Raw genomic sequence first — 15601 nt, 5'->3', positions numbered from 1 at the left:
GGGTGTCAGGACTCCTTGACCGCGATGGTCTCCACAGTGTTCGCCACATGCTCGAAGGCGTCGGCCGCCTCTTCCAGCACATCCACGATCTGCTTGAGCTTGAGCACCTCGATCGCGTCGTACTTCCCGTTGAAGAGCGTCGCGAGAAGCCGGCGGTGGATCTGGTCCGCCTGGTTCTCCAGCCGGTTGACCTCGATCCAGTACTCGGTGAGGTGGTCCATGGTCCGCAGATGCGGCATGGCCTCCGCCGTCAGCTCGGCCGCCCGGGCGAGCACCTCGATCTGCTGCTCCACTCCCTTGGGCAACTCCTCGACCTGGTAGAGCACGACGAGGTCGACGGCCTCCTCCATGAAGTCCATGATGTCGTCGAGGGACGAGGCGAGACGGTAGATGTCCTCGCGGTCGAACGGCGTGATGAACGAGGAGTTCAGCTGGTGGAAAATGGCATGGGTGGCGTCGTCGCCCGCGTGTTCCGCGGCCCGCATCCGCTCCGCGATCTCGGCCCGTCCGGGTGCGTCGGCCCCGAGCAGTTCCATCAGGAGCTTGGAGCCCGTGACGATGTTGTCCGCGGACGCGGCGAACATGTCGTAGAAGCTCGTCTCCCTGGGGGTCAGACGAAATCGCACGTGGGGTCCTCGGGTGCTCTGGGTTCGGACAGGCTGATGCTAGGCGCATTCATCCGGCCACGGCCAACCGGTGTTCCTCAGTGTCGCCCATCCTGGACTCGGATGAGCGGGGGACCCTCGGGCGCGCGGGCCGACCCTTTCTCCGGCGGTTGGGTACCATATACCCATGAGGGGTATACGGCCCCGCACTTTCAGCACATCATTTTCGGACACGCAGCGCAGGACTACGGGAGGACCCGATGACGACCACCGAGGCGGCCGGCCCCCCGGTCACGGACACCGCCGCAGCGACGGGCGGCCCGGTCACGGACCACGACCGCGGCATCCACGGCTACCACCACCAGAAGGACGAGCACCTCAAGCGGCTGCGCAGGATCGAGGGCCAGATCCGGGGCCTTCAGCGGATGGTCGACGAGGACGTCTACTGCATCGACATACTCACTCAGGTGTCGGCGTCCACCAAGGCCCTCCAGTCCTTCGCGCTCCAGCTTCTGGAGGAGCACCTGCGGCACTGTGTCGCGGACGCGGCGGTGAAGGGCGGCGACGAGATCGACTCCAAGGTGGAGGAGGCGACGAAGGCGATCGCCCGTCTTCTGCGTACGTAGTACGTAAAAGGCGGTATGCGGGCGTCCCGGGCCCTGGACGCCCCGGGCCCGTCACCCGTGACCGGGGCCGGTCGGCGCAGGGGACCGGGCCCGGTACGCGGAGAGACCGGGGCCCGCGGGGAGACCGGCGCCCCGTACGCGGGGAGAACGGCATCCTGTACGCGGAGAGGCCGGGGCTCTGTACGCGGAGAGGCCGGGGCGCACCGCCGCCCCGGCCCCACCCCGTCAGCCGTGCCGGGGCCGCCGGACCTGCTGCGCCTGCCCGTGACCGGCCTGCCGCGCGGAGCGCTCGGCCGCCACCTTCAGCACCTCGTCGATACGGTCGAAGCTGAGCCGCTCCCCGTCCGCGGCCGACGCCGCGATGATCAGATCGCCGCACAGCTCGATCTCGGCGAGGGCCACGTGGTCCTGGACCAATGTCGTACTGGGCGGAGCCACGTGCATTTCACCTCTTCCTGCCGTTACCGACTCCCTAGCGTAGGGAGTGGCGAGACGACCGCGCATGGCACGTCCGGACCATTTAGCCCCTGATCTTTCCGGCGTAAATGTCCCGTCGGTCGGGCAGGCGCACGGTGACCGGGGCCCCGAAGTCGTACAGCAGTGTGGTCGAGGTGACCGCGACCGCGCCGCGGCCGTTGGCGAAGCTGAAGCGGTGGCGGACCTTGCGCAGCCGGCCCTGCTCGTCGAGATACGCGTCGAAGGGGACGGCGTCCGTGGCGAACCCTTTCGCCGCCGCGGCGAGCGAGGCCCGCGCGTGCGGCGGGGCGGCCAGGGCGGCGCGCGCGATGTCGGCGTCGCCCCGGTAGTGGCGGACGGTGACGCCGTCGAGCCGCTCCTCCCCCAGCAGAACCACGTTCCGGGCGCTCCGCAGCAGCTCGGCGGCGGCCAGCGGATCGGTCGCGCCCCCGGTGACCAGGTTCCCGTCCGCCAGGGTCGTCGTGTCGATCCGCACCCACTTGTCGGCGGGCACCCCGGCGCCCCGGTTCTTCATGTACAGCGCCCCGGGCGTGAGCAGCTCGGTGACCGGACGGCGGTCGTCGGTCCCGGCCGGGTCCTTGGGCAGGACCACGGTGAGCCGGCCCTCGCGCCGGGTGAAGTCGTAGCCGCCCGCCGCCCGGATGGTCACCCGGGTGCCCCCGGCCGCCGACTCCATCTCGGTGCGCGTCCGGGCGCTGCCCGCCGCGATCAGCGTGTCCGCCGCCGTACGCACCTCGCCGGACCGTCCGTCCGCGACCTGTCCGGCCTGTCCGTGGACGGTCTCGTGGCCCGGGCCGCCGTCGGCGGGGCCGGCCCCGACCGCCGAACAGCCGCCGACCGCCATCGCGCCCAGTACCGCGACCGCCGCGACCGCCCCGCCCGTGCGCCTGTGCTGCACCACCATCGCCTGCCAACCCCCAACACCGGACCGCTGTTCTCCAGAGACCTCCGCCCGTCCCGCCTAACGAGAACCGGGGCCCGCCGTCACGCGGACGCCCCCGGCCCGCCCGGTCCCCGTACCGCGAACGCCGCCGCGAACACCGGGGCGCGCGCCCGGACCCGTACCGCGGACGCCCGGGCGCGCCCGCCCCCGTACCGTGGTCCTGTGCTTCCGTCAGAGATCCCGGCGCCCGCGGCGGCGCCGCACCGCACCACCGACTCCGAGCGCGGCTCCTTCGCCGTGGCCCGCTGTTCCTGCGGCTGGTCGGGTCCGGCCCGGCGCTCCCGGGAGCGCGCCCGCGCGGACGCCCGGGCGCACGCGCCGGAGCCGGCGGGGCCGCCCGGGGGCTGAGGCCGGGGAGCCGGGCCGGCGGGCCGGTAGCCCGTACGGGGGTGTCCGAATGGCCGCCGGGGCGCGGGGGCGGTGCCCTTGTCTCACCAGGGTGTTCGCGAGAACGCCGACCCGCCTTCGACGGCCGCTCGCCGGCCGGCCCCAAGGACGTCGTCCCATGAAGCGATCCGCAGAGCGATCCGTACAGCCGCCCATGTCCCGGCCCGTGCCGTCCATACCGCGGCCCATACCGTCCCCGCCGCGAACCGTGCGGCGATCCCTCCGCCGCTCCGCGCTCCCCGGCGGCCGGGCGGCCGTGCTCACCGCCGCCGCCGTCCTCGTGCTCGCCCTCCCCCTCGGGAGTACGGCGTCCGCCGCGCCGCACGGCCCCGCCCCGGCGCCCAGCGCGGCCAAGCCGGAGGGCCCGGTCGAAAGCTCGCTCTCCGTCGCGGGCACGGGAGCGCTCGCCGCGGCCTCCACCGTCCTGATAGTCCGCCGTCACCAGCGCCGCAGCCGCAACGGGCGGCGCTGAGAGGTCCGAGAGGCCGAGAAGCGGGGAAGCAGAGAAGCCGAGAGCCCGCCCGGGCCGCCCCCGGGAGGGGGAACGGTCCGGACGGGCTCTCAGTACCGCCGTAGGGGCTTCCCGGCGGCCCAGCGGGTCTTCCCGGTCGGCCTCAGGCGCTCCGGTCGGCCTCAGCGGCTCCGGGCCGCCGCCGGCCGCGGCTCAGGCCGCGAGATCCTTCTCGCCGCCGCCTTCGGTCCTCGGCTCGGGAATGCCCAGCGGCTCGGCGCGGTCGCCGTCCCCGCCGGAGCGGGGCCGCTTGGAGCGTACGAGCACCCCGCCGTGCTTCGATCCGGCGATCGCCGACACCACCGGGGTGAGCAGCGCCATCGCGAGCGGCGCGAGCAGCAGGGTCACCGCCGTGCCCAGCGCGAAGCCGCCGATGACGTCGGTCGGGTAGTGCACGCCCATGTAGACGCGGAGGAAGCCCTCGGTGAGCGCCAGGCCGAGCGCGGCGAATCCAAGCCTGCGGTGCGCGAGGAAGATGCCGACCGCGATCGCCATGGCCATCGTCGAGTGGTCGCTGACGAAGGAGTAGTCGGTCTTGCCGGAGACCAGGACTTCCAGACCCTTGTGGTCGACGAACGGTCTCGGCCGCTCCACGAAGCCGCGGATGGGGATGTTGACCACCACCGCTGCGGCGGCCGCGAGCGGCGCCCAGACCAGCGCGGTGACGGCGGCGACGGAGTCCTCGGCGGTGCCGCGGCCGCGCACGCTCCACCAGGCCCAGAGGCCGACGACCACGAGCCCGAGCATGATGCCGTACTCGCCGACGAAACCCATGACGCGATCGACCCACGGCGGGGCGGCTTTGGACAGGCCGTTGATGTCGTAGAGCAGATTGAGATCGGCGCCCGACCCGCTGCTCGCCTCCGCGAGGGGAAGCCCCGTCCTTGGCTCCGCGAGGGGGATCCCCGATGCGAGTCCAGCCATCTGCTGCGGCCCCTTGCCTTTGTATCGCCCTGAAATGCTCGGTGTGTGCCGTCCGGCGCCCGTCACGGCCCCGGCCCCGGCGCGCGGGAGGCGCGCCGCCGCCGCTCCGCGATCGCCGCCGCGCGGCTGTTCCGTCCAGGAAACGGCCCGCTCACGCCCGACGTTCCGCTCTCCACCGAACGATCACCATGACGTTATCGAAGAGAAATACGTCGCCGCAGCTCAGGACCGTGGCTCACCAGATGCTTCCGGCCATGCCGCGCGCCCCTGTCAGGCCGCCGGAGGGTGCGTGGGAAGCGATTTCGCGCCATCCTCGGTCACCCGGGTGGCCCCGAAGTAGTCCGGAGTGTCGATCTTGTCGAAGCGGATCACGGCGCCGGTACGGGGAGCGTTGATCATATATCCGCCGCCGACATAGATGCCGACGTGCCGGATGGCCCGGGAATTGGTCAGATCGTCGGAGAAGAAGACCAGATCGCCGGGGAGCAGCTCGTCCCGCGAGGGGTGCGGTCCGGCGTTGTACTGGTCATTGGCGACCCGGGGCAGCTCGATGTCCACCGTCCGGAACGCGGCCTGGGTCAGCCCGGAGCAGTCGAAGCGCCCGTCCTGCTCGGGGGTGCCGTTCCCGCCCCACAGATACAGCTTGCCGAGCTGCTTCTGCGCGAACTCGATCGCCCCGGCCGCCTGCCGCGAGGGATCGACCCGCCCGATGGGCCGGGCGAAGCTCTTCTCCAGCGAACGGATGATCTTGACGTAGTTCTGGGTCTCCTTGTACGGGGGGACCCCGCCGTACTTGATGACGGCGTACGGGCCCGCGTTGTAGGCGGCGAGCATATTGCTGGTGGGGTCGCCGCCGACCTTCTTCACATAGCCGGCCAGGGCGCAGTCGTAGGTGGCGGCGGACGGAATGGCGTCGGCCGGGTCCCAGACGTCGCGGTCGCCGTCGTTGTCCCCGTCGACGCCGTGGGTGGCCCAGGTGCCGGGGATGAACTGGGCGATGCCCTGCGCGGCGGCGTGGCTCTGCGCGCGCGGGTTCCAGCCGCTCTCCTGGTAGAGCTGGGCGGCGAGCAGCGCGGGGTTGAGGGCCGGGCAGAGATTGCCCCACTTCTGCACCAGCGGCTGATAGCGCGCGGGCACCGCGCCCTTGGCCAGCCCGACGGCCCCGTTCTTGCCGTTGACCGCGCCGCCGAAGAGGCCGGCCGCGGCGGAGAAGGTCCCGATCACCAGCAGCGCGACGAACACCAGGGCCATGCCCGCGGACACACCCGCGATCAGCCACGCCTTACGCACCGTCAACCGCCCTTCACCCATGGGGAGTACGTCGCCCCGCGTCAGTGTAGGTCGGGAGCAGTCGATTAAGGAGGTGGACGAAGGGGACGGAACGGGGTGTCCACGGGCCGTCAGGGCTTCGCGGCCACACCGCCGAACATGGCGACCTCGTCCGGCTCACCGGACCCGCCCGGCCCATCGGCCCCCTCCGGTCCACCGGGCCCGGCCGCCGAGGACACCGGCCCCGGCTCCGACCCCGGCCGCCAGCGGGAGCACGAGACCACCCCGGGCTCCAGCAGCTCCAGACCGTCGAAGTACCGCTCGACCTGACGGGGCGTGCGCTGGGTGAGCCGGGGGGTGCCGTGCTCGTTCCAGAAGGCGACCGCCGCGTCCACCTCCGGCATCGCGGGGCTGACGATCGTGTGGGAGAGCACCAGATGGCTGCCGGACGGCAGCTCGGCCATCAGCCGCCGGACCACCTCGTACGAGGTCTCGTCGTCCTCTATGAAGATCACCACGCCGAGCAGCATCAGCGCGACGGGCTCGGAGAAGTCCAGCGTCCGGGCCGCCCGCTCCAGAATGGCGTCCGTGTCGCGCACATCCGCGTCCAGATAGTCCGTACGCCCCTCGGGGGTGCTGGTGAGCAGGGCCCGGGCGTGGGTCAGGACGAGCGGGTCGTTGTCGACGTATACGATCCGGGCGTCCGGAACGCTCCGCTGGGCGACCTCATGGGTGTTGTCGGCGCTGGGCAGGCCGGTGCCTATGTCGAGGAACTGCCGCACACCGGCCCCGGCGGCCAGATGGTGCACCGCCCGCCCCAGAAAGAGCCGGTCGGCCCTGGCGTACTCCCCTATACCGGGATGGATCGCCCGGATCCGGTCGCCGGCCTCGCGGTCGACGGGGTAGTTGTCCTTCCCGCCGAGCCAGTAGTTCCAGATACGGGCGGTGTGCGGGCGGGTGGTGTCGATCCGGCCGCGAAGGTCCTGGTGTCCGGTCACCCCGGACACCGTACCCAAGTGCGCACCGCCGGAAAGGGGGTTGCCGAAACCCTCCCCGACCGGCCCCCGCCCCGGCCCCCGGGACCGCCCCCGCGGCCCCACGCGCCCCACCCGACAGAACGGACGCCTCCGTCATCAAAGAGGACAGAGCGCGCCCGAAACGTGAGGAGCGCCCCAAAGGTGGAACAACGACAGTCATTGCCCGGAGTCACGCTCCGTGATACACAGAGTGACGGTATGGGCTCCACATCGCGATCTGATCCAGTTCTCCGCAGGTCAGGACAGTGGCATCGGTCATACGTGCGGAGATCGGGTAAAGAGACCCGCCAAGTCGGCATACGAGAGCGGTTTCATCAGCGAAGATAGAGCGATGGCCCATGCCGAGGGGCACGGGCAGCGAACAACCCGACAGGGGCGGTGAGTTACACATGATCCTGGCAGCCGAAAAGGGCGATATCACCACCATCATTGGCGGAATCGCTCCAAATTGGGGGCCTTTCGGAGGCCTGGGGAACGAGGCCCGGGTGATGATCGAGGTAGTGATGGCCGTGGCCATCCTGCTCTGCCTCGGCATCGCGATCTGGGGCGCGGCCAAACAGCGCATCGGCGCGACGGCACTGCGCGACACCTTCAGCGCGGAACAGGGCAAGGGCCTGATCGTCGCCGGACTGGCCGGCGTCTTCATCATCGGCTCCCTGGGCACCGTGTTCACCATCGTGTACGGGATGGCCGTCTGACCCCACTCCCGCCCCCACTCCCCCGGCCCCCTTCCCTCCTCCCCGTGTGCCCGGCCCACCCTCAGAGGTTGCGTCTCCCCGATGTCGAGTCACCACACCGCGCCCGCGCGGACAGCAGCGCGACTACCGTCGTCGTATGACTCCGTGTCATACGGCACGGGTCCGCACCTGGCTGAGGGAGGGCGTCTCCCCCGGCGGAGCGAGGGGAAGTACGCGAGATGAGCCTCGGGGACGACCACGGCTACCGAAGCGATCCGGGCAGCCGCGGCGACGACGGCTTCGGCGGCTCGGGCCAGACCCGTACCCGCCTGCCCGGCACCGGCGACACCGACGGCTACGGAGAGCCGCGCAGGCAGCCCCGCGGCTCCCGCTCCGTCATCACCGTCGTCGGAGTCGTCGTCCTGCTCATCGCCGCCATCGCCTTCGCCAACCGGGGCGGCGGCGACGGCGCCGACACCGACTCCGCCGCCCCGGGCGCCACCCCCCGCCCCGGATCCGCGCCCACGGCCGCCACCGGCGTCAAACCGGTCAAGGGCCACTCCCAGGGCATCCCGACGGGCTACGCCCACGACGAACAGGGCGCGCAGAGCGCGGCCTCCAATTTCGCCATCGCCCTCGGCTCGAACGGCATGTTCAACACCGAGGCCCGTCACACGATCGTGGACACGGTCTACACCCCCGCAGCGGCGGCCAAGCTGAAGGGGCCTCAGGACGAGGCCTACTCGGCGGACTTCCTGAGCACCATGGGGCTCGACGCCCGCGGCCAGGCGCCCAAGGGGAGCACCTTCGTCTCCCGCACCGTCCCCGTCGGCACCAGGACGGAGAGCTTCGACAAGGACACCGCCCGGGTCTCGGTCTGGTACATGGGACTGATCGGCATGTCCGGTCCCGGCTCCACCGACCCCGTACGCACCACCTGGAAGACCTGGACCTTCGAGCTGAAGTGGACGGCGGGCGACTGGCGAATCGCGGCCGACTCGGACAAGGACGGGCCCGCGCCCGTGCCGGGAGACGTCCCCGCCTCCACCTCTGACGAGATCAGCAAGGCCGTCGCGGAATTCGGAGGGTTCACTTATGCCCGGTAGCCCCCGCCCTCGCACGGCCGGCCCGGCACGGCCGACAGCCGCATCCCGGCAGCCCGCCGACCGCGCCCGGCGACGCGGACGGACCACGACCGTCGTCACTCTGCTGGCGGCGGCACAGACCTCGCTCGTGCTGTTCGCGTCCCGCGCCGCCGCCGCGCCCACTCCGGCGCCCTCGCCGAGCCCCAGCCCGAGCCAGGAAGACAAGTGCCGGCACCTCCGGGGCAACGCCAAGCGCTACTGCGAGGAAGAGGAGAACAACGGCGGCTCCGGCTCCCGCGGCGCCGACTCCCTCGACCCCACCAGCGCCGCCGACCCCCTCGGCGCCCTCGGCCGCGCCTGCACCGACGCCGCCTCCTGGACCGTCGACACCCTCTCCAAAGCGGTGAAGTCCACCGCCACCGTCGACTTCACCAACACCACCTTCCTCTCCCAGTACGCCATCGTCTTCGCCGCCACCACCGTCCTCACCCTCCTCCTCTGGCTCCTCGCCGTCGCCAAGCGAGCCATCCGCGGCGTCCCCCTCACCACCGCCCTCACCGAGGCCATCGGCTTCCTCTGGCTCGCCGTCCTCGCCTCCGCCTTCACCCCGCTGATCCTCTACACCCTGGTCTCCGCGACCGACGGCGTCACCGAGGTCATCACCGGCGGCACCGGCGACCAGACCGACCAGTTCTTCGGGAACTTCTCCGCCGCCCTCAAACAGGGCAACGACATCGGCGGCGGCCCGATCATGCAGATCGTCGTCTCGCTCGTCACCATCGTGGCGGCCGGCGTCCTCTACCTCGAACTGTTCATCCGCGCCATCGTCCTGTACGTCGGCGCGCTCCTCGGCGTCGTCGTCTACTCCGGACTCGTCGACAAGAACATGTGGGGCAATGTCCGCCGCTGGGCCGGCATCATGATCGCGATCATTCTGGTCAAACCGATCATCGCCATCGTCCTCGGCCTCGCGGGCGCCCTCACCAACTCCGAGAAGACCGACTCCATCGGCGCGATCGTCTCCGGCCTCGCCATCATCATCCTCGCCATCATCGCCTCCGGGATGATCTACCGCTTCGTCCCCGGCTTCGGCGACGAGATCGTGGCCTCCCGCAACAACCGCGTCCAGGGCGGGGTCGAGAACCGCGCCGCCGCGGTCATCAGCTCCCCCGCCGCCCTCGTCTCCCAGGGCATCAAGACCCACAGCGCCCGGGGCAACCCCGGCGGCGGCGACAGCGGCGGCGGCTCAGCCCCCCGCCCCGCCAACCCGGTCGGCGGCGGCATGGCCGCCCACAGCAGCCGCCCCACCGGCACCGCCTCCCCGGCCGGATCCGGAGCGGGCGGCGGCAGCACCGCGCCACCGCCCCGTAGCAGCGCCCCCAGCACGAACACCCCGCACAGCAACCGCAAGAGCACAGGAGGTGGAGGGCGTTGACGACCCAGTCCCATCCCATCGCGCCCCGCCGGACGTATCTCATCGGCCGGGCCCGGCCGAACGCGATCATCGGCAAGAACCGCGAGACGGGCGAGATCGCCCTGATCATCGCCGGCGCGTTCCTCGGCATGATGAGCGGGCTGATCGTCCCCGTGCTCACCCTGCGGATCGTGCTGCTGATGGGCTTCCCCATGCTCGCGCTCGCCGCCGTGTACGTCCCGTACAAGCACCGCACCTTCTACAAATGGTTCGAGATCAACCGCAGCTTCAAACGCAGTGTGCGCGGCGGCAAGACCGCCTACCGCTCCTCCGCCGTCGAGGCCGGCACCGCCCTCGACGGCCGTGAGGTCGAAGTCGGCCCGCCGCCCGGCATCGGCCGGATCAACTGGCTCGCCGCCCCCTTCGGCCCCGACGAGATCGCCGTACTGCTGCACGCCGACCGCCGCACCGTCACCGCCGCCATCGAGATCGAGGGCCCCGGCGTCGGGCTGCGCGACAGCGAGGACCAGGAGGCCCTGGTCGACCGCTTCGGCACCCTCCTCAAGCACGTCGCCAACGGCGACGGCTTCGTGACCCGCCTCCAGATCCTCGCCCGCACCCTCCCCGCCGACCCCGACGCCCACGCCAAGGACGTCACCCAGCGCGGCGACACCCACTCCCCGCCGTGGCTGCGCGAGTCCTACGACCAGCTCCAGTCGATGGTCTCCACCTCCAGCGAGCAGCACCGCGCCTACCTCGTGGCCTGTATGCACTACACCCGCGAGCTGGCCGCCGAGGCCAACGCCATGGCGCGCGCCGCCCGCGCGGCCGCCGGCAACAAGGGCCGCAAGCTCGACAAGGACGCCGGGCTCGCCGTCGTCATGGCCCGCGAGCTGACGGACATCTGCGCACGGCTCGCCGAGGCCGACATCCGGGTCCGCCAGCCGCTCGGCCAGGGCCGGCTCGCCTCCCTCGTGCACTCCATGTACGACCCCGACCACCCCATCGACCACATCCAGGCGATGACCAAGCGGAACGCCTGGCCGGCCGAGCTGGACGCCGTGGAGCCCACCTATCTCCAGGCGAAGACCCGCGAGTCCTCCACCCGCGCGCCCTGGTGCCACTCCACCGCCTGGGTGAAGGAGTGGCCGATGACCCCGGTCGGCGTCAACTTCCTCGCCCCGCTCCTCGTCCACACCCCCGATGTGATCCGTACGGTCGCGGTCACCATGGATCTGGAGCCCACCGAGGTCGCCATCGAGCGCATGCTCACCGAGAAGACCAACGACGAGGCCGACGCCAGCCGCGCCGCCAAGATGAACCGTACGGTCGACCCGCGCGACATCGCCGCGCACGGACGGCTCGACCAGCGGGGTGAAGATCTCGCCAGCGGTGCGGCGGGCGTCAACCTGGTCGGGTACATCACGGTGTCGTCCCGCTCGCCCGAGGCGCTGGCCAGGGACAAGCGGACGATCAGGGCGTCGGCGGGCAAGTCGTATCTGAAACTGGAGTGGTGCGACCGCGAGCACCACCGGGCCTTTGTGAACACCCTGCCGTTCGCGACCGGCATCCGCCGTTAGGGGCCCTGATCCTCATGCGTGATCCGATGTCCGTCCTCACCGAGGCCTTCACCTCCTTCGTCTTCGGGAAGGTGGAGACCACCCGGCTTCCCGTGCGCACCTCCACCGGGCAGGCGCAGGCCGTCTATCTGCCCACCGCGGCACCGGGCCTCGGCGACTCGGGCGTGATCATCGGCCGTGAGGTCTACAGCGGCAAGGGATACATCTACGACCCCTTCCAGCTGTACGGCCAGCAGCTGCCGGCCCCGCACTGGCTGGTCCTCGGCGAGTCCGGCAACGGCAAGTCGGCGCTGGAGAAGACCTATGTCCTGCGCCAGCTCCGCTTCCGGGACCGGCAGGTCGTCGTCCTCGACGCCCAGGGCGAGGACGGCGTCGGCGAGTGGAATCTCATCGCGCAGGAGCTGGGGATAACCCCCATCCGGCTCGACCCGATGACCGCCCTCGACGGCGGCATCCGGCTCAACCCGCTCGACCCCGCCATCACCACCACCGGCCAGCTGGCCCTGCTCCGCACCATCATCGAGGTCGCGATGGGGCACGGCCTGGACGAGCGGGCCGGATTCGCCCTCAAGGTCGCCCACGCCTACGTCAACGAGACCATCACCAACCGACAGCCGGTCCTCACCGACATCGTGGAACAACTGCGCCACCCGGAGGCGGAGTCCGCCGAGGCCATGAACGTCGACATAGACGATGTACGGGCCTGGGGCCTGGACGTCGCCCTGGTGCTGGACCGGCTGGTCGACGGCGACCTGCGCGGCATGTTCGACGGTCCGACGACGGTGGGCATCGACCTGGACGCGCCGCTGATCGTCTTCGACCTCTCCCACATCGACCGCAACTCGATCGCGATGCCCATCCTGATGGCGATCGTCGGCGTCTGGCTGGAGCACACCTGGATCCGCCCCGACCGGAAGAAGCGCATCTTCCTGGTCGAGGAGGCCTGGCACATCATCAACTCGCCCTTCGTCGCCCAGCTCTTCCAGCGGCTGCTGAAGTTCGGCCGCCGGCTCGGACTCTCCTTCGTGGCGGTGGTCCACCACCTCTCCGACGTCGTCGACGGCGCGGCGGCCCGGGAGGCCGCCGCGATCCTCAAGATGGCCTCCACCCGGACGATCTACGCCCAGAAGGCCGACGAGGCACGGGCCACCGGCCGCGTCCTCGGACTGCCCCGCTGGGCGGTAGAGATCATTCCGACCCTCACCCCCGGTATCGCCGTCTGGGACGTGAACGGCAATGTGCAGGTCGTCAAACACCTGATCACCGAGGCGGAACGGCCCCTGGTCTTCACCGACCGGGCCATGACCGAGTCCTCGGGCCCCGTGCTCTCCGAGGATCTGGAAGCCGCGGAGTGGGAGGCGGAACAGCGCGCGGCCCTGATCGAACGTCATAAACTGGACGAATCCTCCGAGTCGACGGTGGCGTGATGCGCCGCTCCGAACCACTCCGCCACGACCGGGAGCGGGCGGGCGGCGTCCCCGACGGGCTGTTGCTGGGCCTGCTCGGCCTCGGCGTCAGCTCGCTGGTGCTGGCCTGGACGGCGACCGGTCTGTCCGGTCTCTTCGCCCATGGCTCCTGGCCGGCGCACGTCACCTTCAAGAACGCCCCCCAGGCGGTGCGCTCCCTGGTCACCGCCCCACAGGACCTGCCCGCGGCCTGGCCCGGGACCCCGGCGGCGGAGCTGTCGGGGTACGGCCTGTTCTGGGGCATCGCGATCGGCGAGCTGATGGTGCTGCTGGTCCTGACGGTCTTCGCGCTGGGCACCCTGGCCCGCTGGAAGACCCTCCGGGCGGCCCGCCGCGCGGAGCGGCTCCACCAGGACGCCGTCCGCCGCGAGCAGGACCGGCAGAACGCGGAGGCCGTACGAGACAGGGGATACGAGCGAGCCCCCGCGGCCGCTCCGGTGCCCGCACCACCCCCGGTCGCCATGACCAAGGAAGCCACACCCCGCGAAGCCGCACCCCACGCGGCCCCGGCCGATCCCGCGCCGACCGCGACAGCCGCCGATCCCGTACCCGTCGTCGCGGCGGCCGCCGCGACACCGGCTCCCACCGCCGCGGCGGCCGAACCGCCCGCCGCCGTCCCCGCCCCGCGCGCACCGCGTCTCGTCTACGGCGACCCCGCCACCCGCCGCCCGGCGGCGCTCCAGGCCGTCCTGGACGCCGAGGGCCCGGCCGTCGTCGTCACCTCCGACCCGCTCGTCTGGTCCGAGACCAAGGACGCCCGCGCCAAACTCGGCCCGGTCCTCGTCTACGACCCGGGCCACCTCTGCGACACCCCGGCCCGGCTCCACTGGTCCCCGACCTCCCGCTGCGAGGACGCCGACACCGCCGCGGCCCGCGCCACCGCCCTCCTCGCACCCGTCCGCCCCCGCGCCCTGATCGACGCCGCGATGGCCGACACCGCCGAGACCCTGCTGCGTTGCTGGCTGCATGCCGCCGCCGTGGACGGCCGCCCCGTCAAACAGGTCCACCGCTGGGCCCAGGGCGGCGGCGCCCAGGAGGCCGTACGCATCCTCCGTACGCACCCGAAGGCCGCGGGCGGACTCGCCGGGCTGCTGGAATCGGCGCTCATCGCCCACCCCGAGCGACGCGAGGTCGCCCAGGAGCTGGTGGCCCGCGCGCTCTCCGGACTCTCCTCCATCCATATTCGCGAGGCATGCACTCCGAACCGAACTGATTCCCTCACCTTGGAATCATTTGCGGATGAAGGGGGAACCCTCTATCTGGTGGGTGAACCCATTGAGGACCCCAGATCCCGCCCAGGAGCGATGCCTCTGCTCACGGCACTGGCAGCAGACGTGGTCGAGCACGGCCGCCGCATGGCCGCACGGTCATCCGCCGGCCGGCTCGACCCACCAATGGCCCTCGTCCTGGACGACATCGCCGCGGTGGCCCCCCTTCCCCGGCTCCCGGAGCTGCTGGCCACCGGCCAGGACCAGGGCCTGCCGACCCTGGTCCTCCTGCGTTCGGCCGAACAGGCCCGCGCCCGCTGGCCCGAACCGCTGAGTCACTGACCCGCCGGGTGGTCGTGAATACACCCCCATCACCGGTCTGAGCCCCCTGACTTCACCCCCGCCGGACGGCAGAGTCGTGTCAGCGGCCGTCCAACGGCCGCCCGCCCCAGGGGGTTTCCGTATGCCGACCCGACGCCGCGTCCTCACCACAACGGCCGCCACCGCGGGCAGCACACTGCTCACCCCACAGCTCACACCGCCCGCGCCGCTCCCCGCGACTCGGGAGATCACGACCGCACACTCGCGTTCACGGGCGCCACCCTCATCGAGGGCGCGCGCTGGGTGATCGCGAGCCCGATCCTGGACGGCCCGCCGACCCTCTTCACCCAGGACAGCGGCAGTGAGGTGATCGAGGTCCCCGACGCGGCCTCGGCCCGCCGCGCCGTACGCCGGGTCAAGCGCGAGGGCGCGGACTTCGTCAAGGGACAGGAGATCCGCCGGGAGCTGGCGAGGGTACGTCTGGACCCGCGCGAGCCGTCGAGCCTCGCGCGCTACCGCTCCTGGTTCCGCCAGGTGCACCCGCTGGAGCACAAGGCGGTCCGCACCTACGGCCCCGCCAGCGCCCGCCGGCTGTTCGACCGGCTGGCCGAGCGAGGCACCGCTGCCGTGCCGACGGGGTGCTGGCCTCGGCGACGACAGCCCCCGCCCGGGTGCTGGGGCTGGAGAGCGACCGCGCGGATCTGGTGATTCTGGACGCCAATCCGCTGGACGACATCTCCCATACCCGCCGTATCGACTCGGTCGTCGTCGCCGGCCGCCATATCGATCGTGCCGAGCGCGCCCGGCTACTGGCCGAGGTCGAGAAGGCGGCCACGGCGAGCGAGCCTCCACCGGGCCCTGTCCCGGTCCACGCCCGCTGCTGAAGCACCCGGTGATCCACTATCGGCTGAGCATGGAATAGGCACGGGTCTGGAAAAGGGTGGTGAACGCAAAAATGCCTCAGCCTCCCCGGACACAAGGTCCGGGAAGACTGAGGCTAAAAATTGTTCGGCGGCGTCCTACTCTCCCACAGGGTCCCCCCTGCAGTACCATCGGCGCTGAAAGGCTTAG

Annotated in this window: 17 protein-coding genes; 11 read left to right on the top strand and 6 right to left on the bottom strand. The window is 71.4% G+C overall.

All coding sequences use genetic code 11. The features are described from left to right. Positions 1-5 precede the first annotated feature (5 nt). Positions 6-626 (bottom strand): DUF47 domain-containing protein, encoded by a 621-nt coding sequence (locus tag ACF089_RS26535; RefSeq protein WP_392031353.1) that lies wholly within the window; start codon positions 624-626, stop codon positions 6-8. A 239-nt stretch (positions 627-865) separates the two neighbouring features. Between ACF089_RS26535 and ACF089_RS26530 the strand changes: the two genes are divergently transcribed. Next, complete coding sequence (locus tag ACF089_RS26530) at positions 866-1231, top strand: metal-sensitive transcriptional regulator (RefSeq protein ID WP_392031351.1); 366 nt, start codon at positions 866-868, stop codon at positions 1229-1231. A gap of 225 nt (positions 1232-1456) precedes the next feature. Here the strand turns inward: ACF089_RS26530 and ACF089_RS26525 are convergent, their stop codons facing one another. Both ACF089_RS26525 and ACF089_RS26520 read right to left on the bottom strand, forming a co-directional pair. Continuing rightward, on the bottom strand, positions 1457-1675 hold the full coding sequence (locus ACF089_RS26525) for a hypothetical protein (protein ID WP_392031348.1): 219 nt from the start codon (positions 1673-1675) through the stop codon (positions 1457-1459). A 76-nt stretch (positions 1676-1751) separates the two neighbouring features. Next, a complete protein-coding gene (locus tag ACF089_RS26520; RefSeq protein ID WP_392031345.1) occupies positions 1752-2612 on the bottom strand; it encodes a hypothetical protein in 861 nt (286 codons plus the stop codon). Positions 2613-2813: 201 nt separating this feature from the next. On the opposite strand from ACF089_RS26520, the gene ACF089_RS26515 reads away from it, so the two are divergent. Continuing rightward, on the top strand, positions 2814-2999 hold the full coding sequence (locus ACF089_RS26515) for a hypothetical protein (RefSeq protein WP_392031342.1): 186 nt from the start codon (positions 2814-2816) through the stop codon (positions 2997-2999). Between the two features lie 247 nt (positions 3000-3246). Continuing rightward, entirely contained in the window at positions 3247-3510 is a 264-nt protein-coding gene (locus ACF089_RS26510; protein ID WP_392031340.1) for a hypothetical protein, read from the top strand. Between the two features lie 192 nt (positions 3511-3702). On the opposite strand, the gene ACF089_RS26505 is transcribed toward ACF089_RS26510, so the two are convergent. The 3 genes from ACF089_RS26505 to ACF089_RS26495 form a co-directional block, all read right to left on the bottom strand. Further along, on the bottom strand, positions 3703-4473 hold the full coding sequence (locus tag ACF089_RS26505; protein ID WP_392031337.1) for a phosphatase PAP2 family protein: 771 nt from the start codon (positions 4471-4473) through the stop codon (positions 3703-3705). A 270-nt stretch (positions 4474-4743) separates the two neighbouring features. Continuing rightward, positions 4744-5724: an NlpC/P60 family protein gene (locus tag ACF089_RS26500; protein WP_392031873.1), complete on the bottom strand. Its 981-nt coding sequence runs from the start codon at positions 5722-5724 to the stop codon at positions 4744-4746. Positions 5725-5873: 149 nt separating this feature from the next. Then, on the bottom strand, positions 5874-6749 hold the full coding sequence (locus ACF089_RS26495; protein WP_392031871.1) for an SAM-dependent methyltransferase: 876 nt from the start codon (positions 6747-6749) through the stop codon (positions 5874-5876). A gap of 419 nt (positions 6750-7168) precedes the next feature. Here ACF089_RS26495 and ACF089_RS26490 point away from each other — a divergent pair, with 419 nt between their 5' ends. The 8 genes from ACF089_RS26490 (at position 7169) to ACF089_RS26455 (ending at position 15414) form a co-directional block, all read left to right on the top strand. After that, positions 7169-7477 carry a hypothetical protein gene (locus ACF089_RS26490; protein WP_392031334.1) on the top strand — a complete coding sequence of 103 codons (309 nt, stop codon included), beginning with the start codon at positions 7169-7171 and terminating at the stop codon, positions 7475-7477. 218 nt (positions 7478-7695) lie between these two features. Continuing rightward, positions 7696-8562, top strand: coding sequence for a hypothetical protein (locus ACF089_RS26485; RefSeq protein WP_392031331.1), 867 nt, complete (start codon positions 7696-7698; stop codon positions 8560-8562). Then, on the top strand, positions 8552-9976 hold the full coding sequence (locus ACF089_RS26480) for a hypothetical protein (protein WP_392031329.1): 1425 nt from the start codon (positions 8552-8554) through the stop codon (positions 9974-9976). The genes ACF089_RS26485 and ACF089_RS26480 overlap by 11 nt, the downstream gene beginning before the upstream one ends. After that, complete coding sequence (locus tag ACF089_RS26475; protein WP_392031326.1) at positions 9973-11535, top strand: SCO6880 family protein; 1563 nt, start codon at positions 9973-9975, stop codon at positions 11533-11535. The genes ACF089_RS26480 and ACF089_RS26475 overlap by 4 nt, the downstream gene beginning before the upstream one ends. Before the next feature lie 14 nt (positions 11536-11549). Continuing rightward, entirely contained in the window at positions 11550-12962 is a 1413-nt protein-coding gene (locus ACF089_RS26470; protein WP_392031323.1) for an ATP-binding protein, read from the top strand. Beyond that, positions 12962-14551, top strand: coding sequence for a type IV secretory system conjugative DNA transfer family protein (locus tag ACF089_RS26465; protein WP_392031321.1), 1590 nt, complete (start codon positions 12962-12964; stop codon positions 14549-14551). The genes ACF089_RS26470 and ACF089_RS26465 overlap by 1 nt, the downstream gene beginning before the upstream one ends. 282 nt (positions 14552-14833) lie before the next feature. Further along, positions 14834-15238, top strand: coding sequence for a hypothetical protein (locus ACF089_RS26460; protein WP_392031319.1), 405 nt, complete (start codon positions 14834-14836; stop codon positions 15236-15238). Further along, complete coding sequence (locus ACF089_RS26455) at positions 15202-15414, top strand: hypothetical protein (RefSeq protein ID WP_392031317.1); 213 nt, start codon at positions 15202-15204, stop codon at positions 15412-15414. Before ACF089_RS26460 ends, ACF089_RS26455 begins: the two co-directional genes overlap by 37 nt. The last annotated feature ends 187 nt before the right edge of the window (positions 15415-15601 follow it).

Source organism: Streptomyces sp. NPDC014894 (assembly GCF_043080985.1).
Taxonomy (GTDB): Bacteria; Actinomycetota; Actinomycetes; order Streptomycetales; family Streptomycetaceae; genus Streptomyces.
The sequence above is the reverse complement of the archived record's forward strand: the minus strand, read 5'-3'. Positions and strand labels throughout refer to the sequence as shown.

Excerpts from the sequence above, each read along its gene's own strand:
- ACF089_RS26530 (WP_392031351.1), top strand. The coding sequence starts at position 866 with ATGACGACCACCGAGGCGGCCGGCCCCCCGGTCACGGACACCGCCGCA.
- ACF089_RS26525 (WP_392031348.1), bottom strand. The coding sequence starts at position 1,675 with ATGCACGTGGCTCCGCCCAGTACGACATTGGTCCAGGACCACGTGGCC.
- ACF089_RS26520 (WP_392031345.1), bottom strand. The coding sequence starts at position 2,612 with ATGGTGGTGCAGCACAGGCGCACGGGCGGGGCGGTCGCGGCGGTCGCG.
- ACF089_RS26505 (WP_392031337.1), bottom strand. The coding sequence starts at position 4,473 with ATGGCTGGACTCGCATCGGGGATCCCCCTCGCGGAGCCAAGGACGGGG.
- ACF089_RS26500 (WP_392031873.1), bottom strand. The coding sequence starts at position 5,724 with ATGGCCCTGGTGTTCGTCGCGCTGCTGGTGATCGGGACCTTCTCCGCC.
- ACF089_RS26490 (WP_392031334.1), top strand. The coding sequence starts at position 7,169 with ATGATCCTGGCAGCCGAAAAGGGCGATATCACCACCATCATTGGCGGA.
- ACF089_RS26485 (WP_392031331.1), top strand. The coding sequence starts at position 7,696 with ATGAGCCTCGGGGACGACCACGGCTACCGAAGCGATCCGGGCAGCCGC.
- ACF089_RS26480 (WP_392031329.1), top strand. The coding sequence starts at position 8,552 with ATGCCCGGTAGCCCCCGCCCTCGCACGGCCGGCCCGGCACGGCCGACA.
- ACF089_RS26470 (WP_392031323.1), top strand. The coding sequence starts at position 11,550 with ATGCGTGATCCGATGTCCGTCCTCACCGAGGCCTTCACCTCCTTCGTC.
- ACF089_RS26465 (WP_392031321.1), top strand. The coding sequence starts at position 12,962 with ATGCGCCGCTCCGAACCACTCCGCCACGACCGGGAGCGGGCGGGCGGC.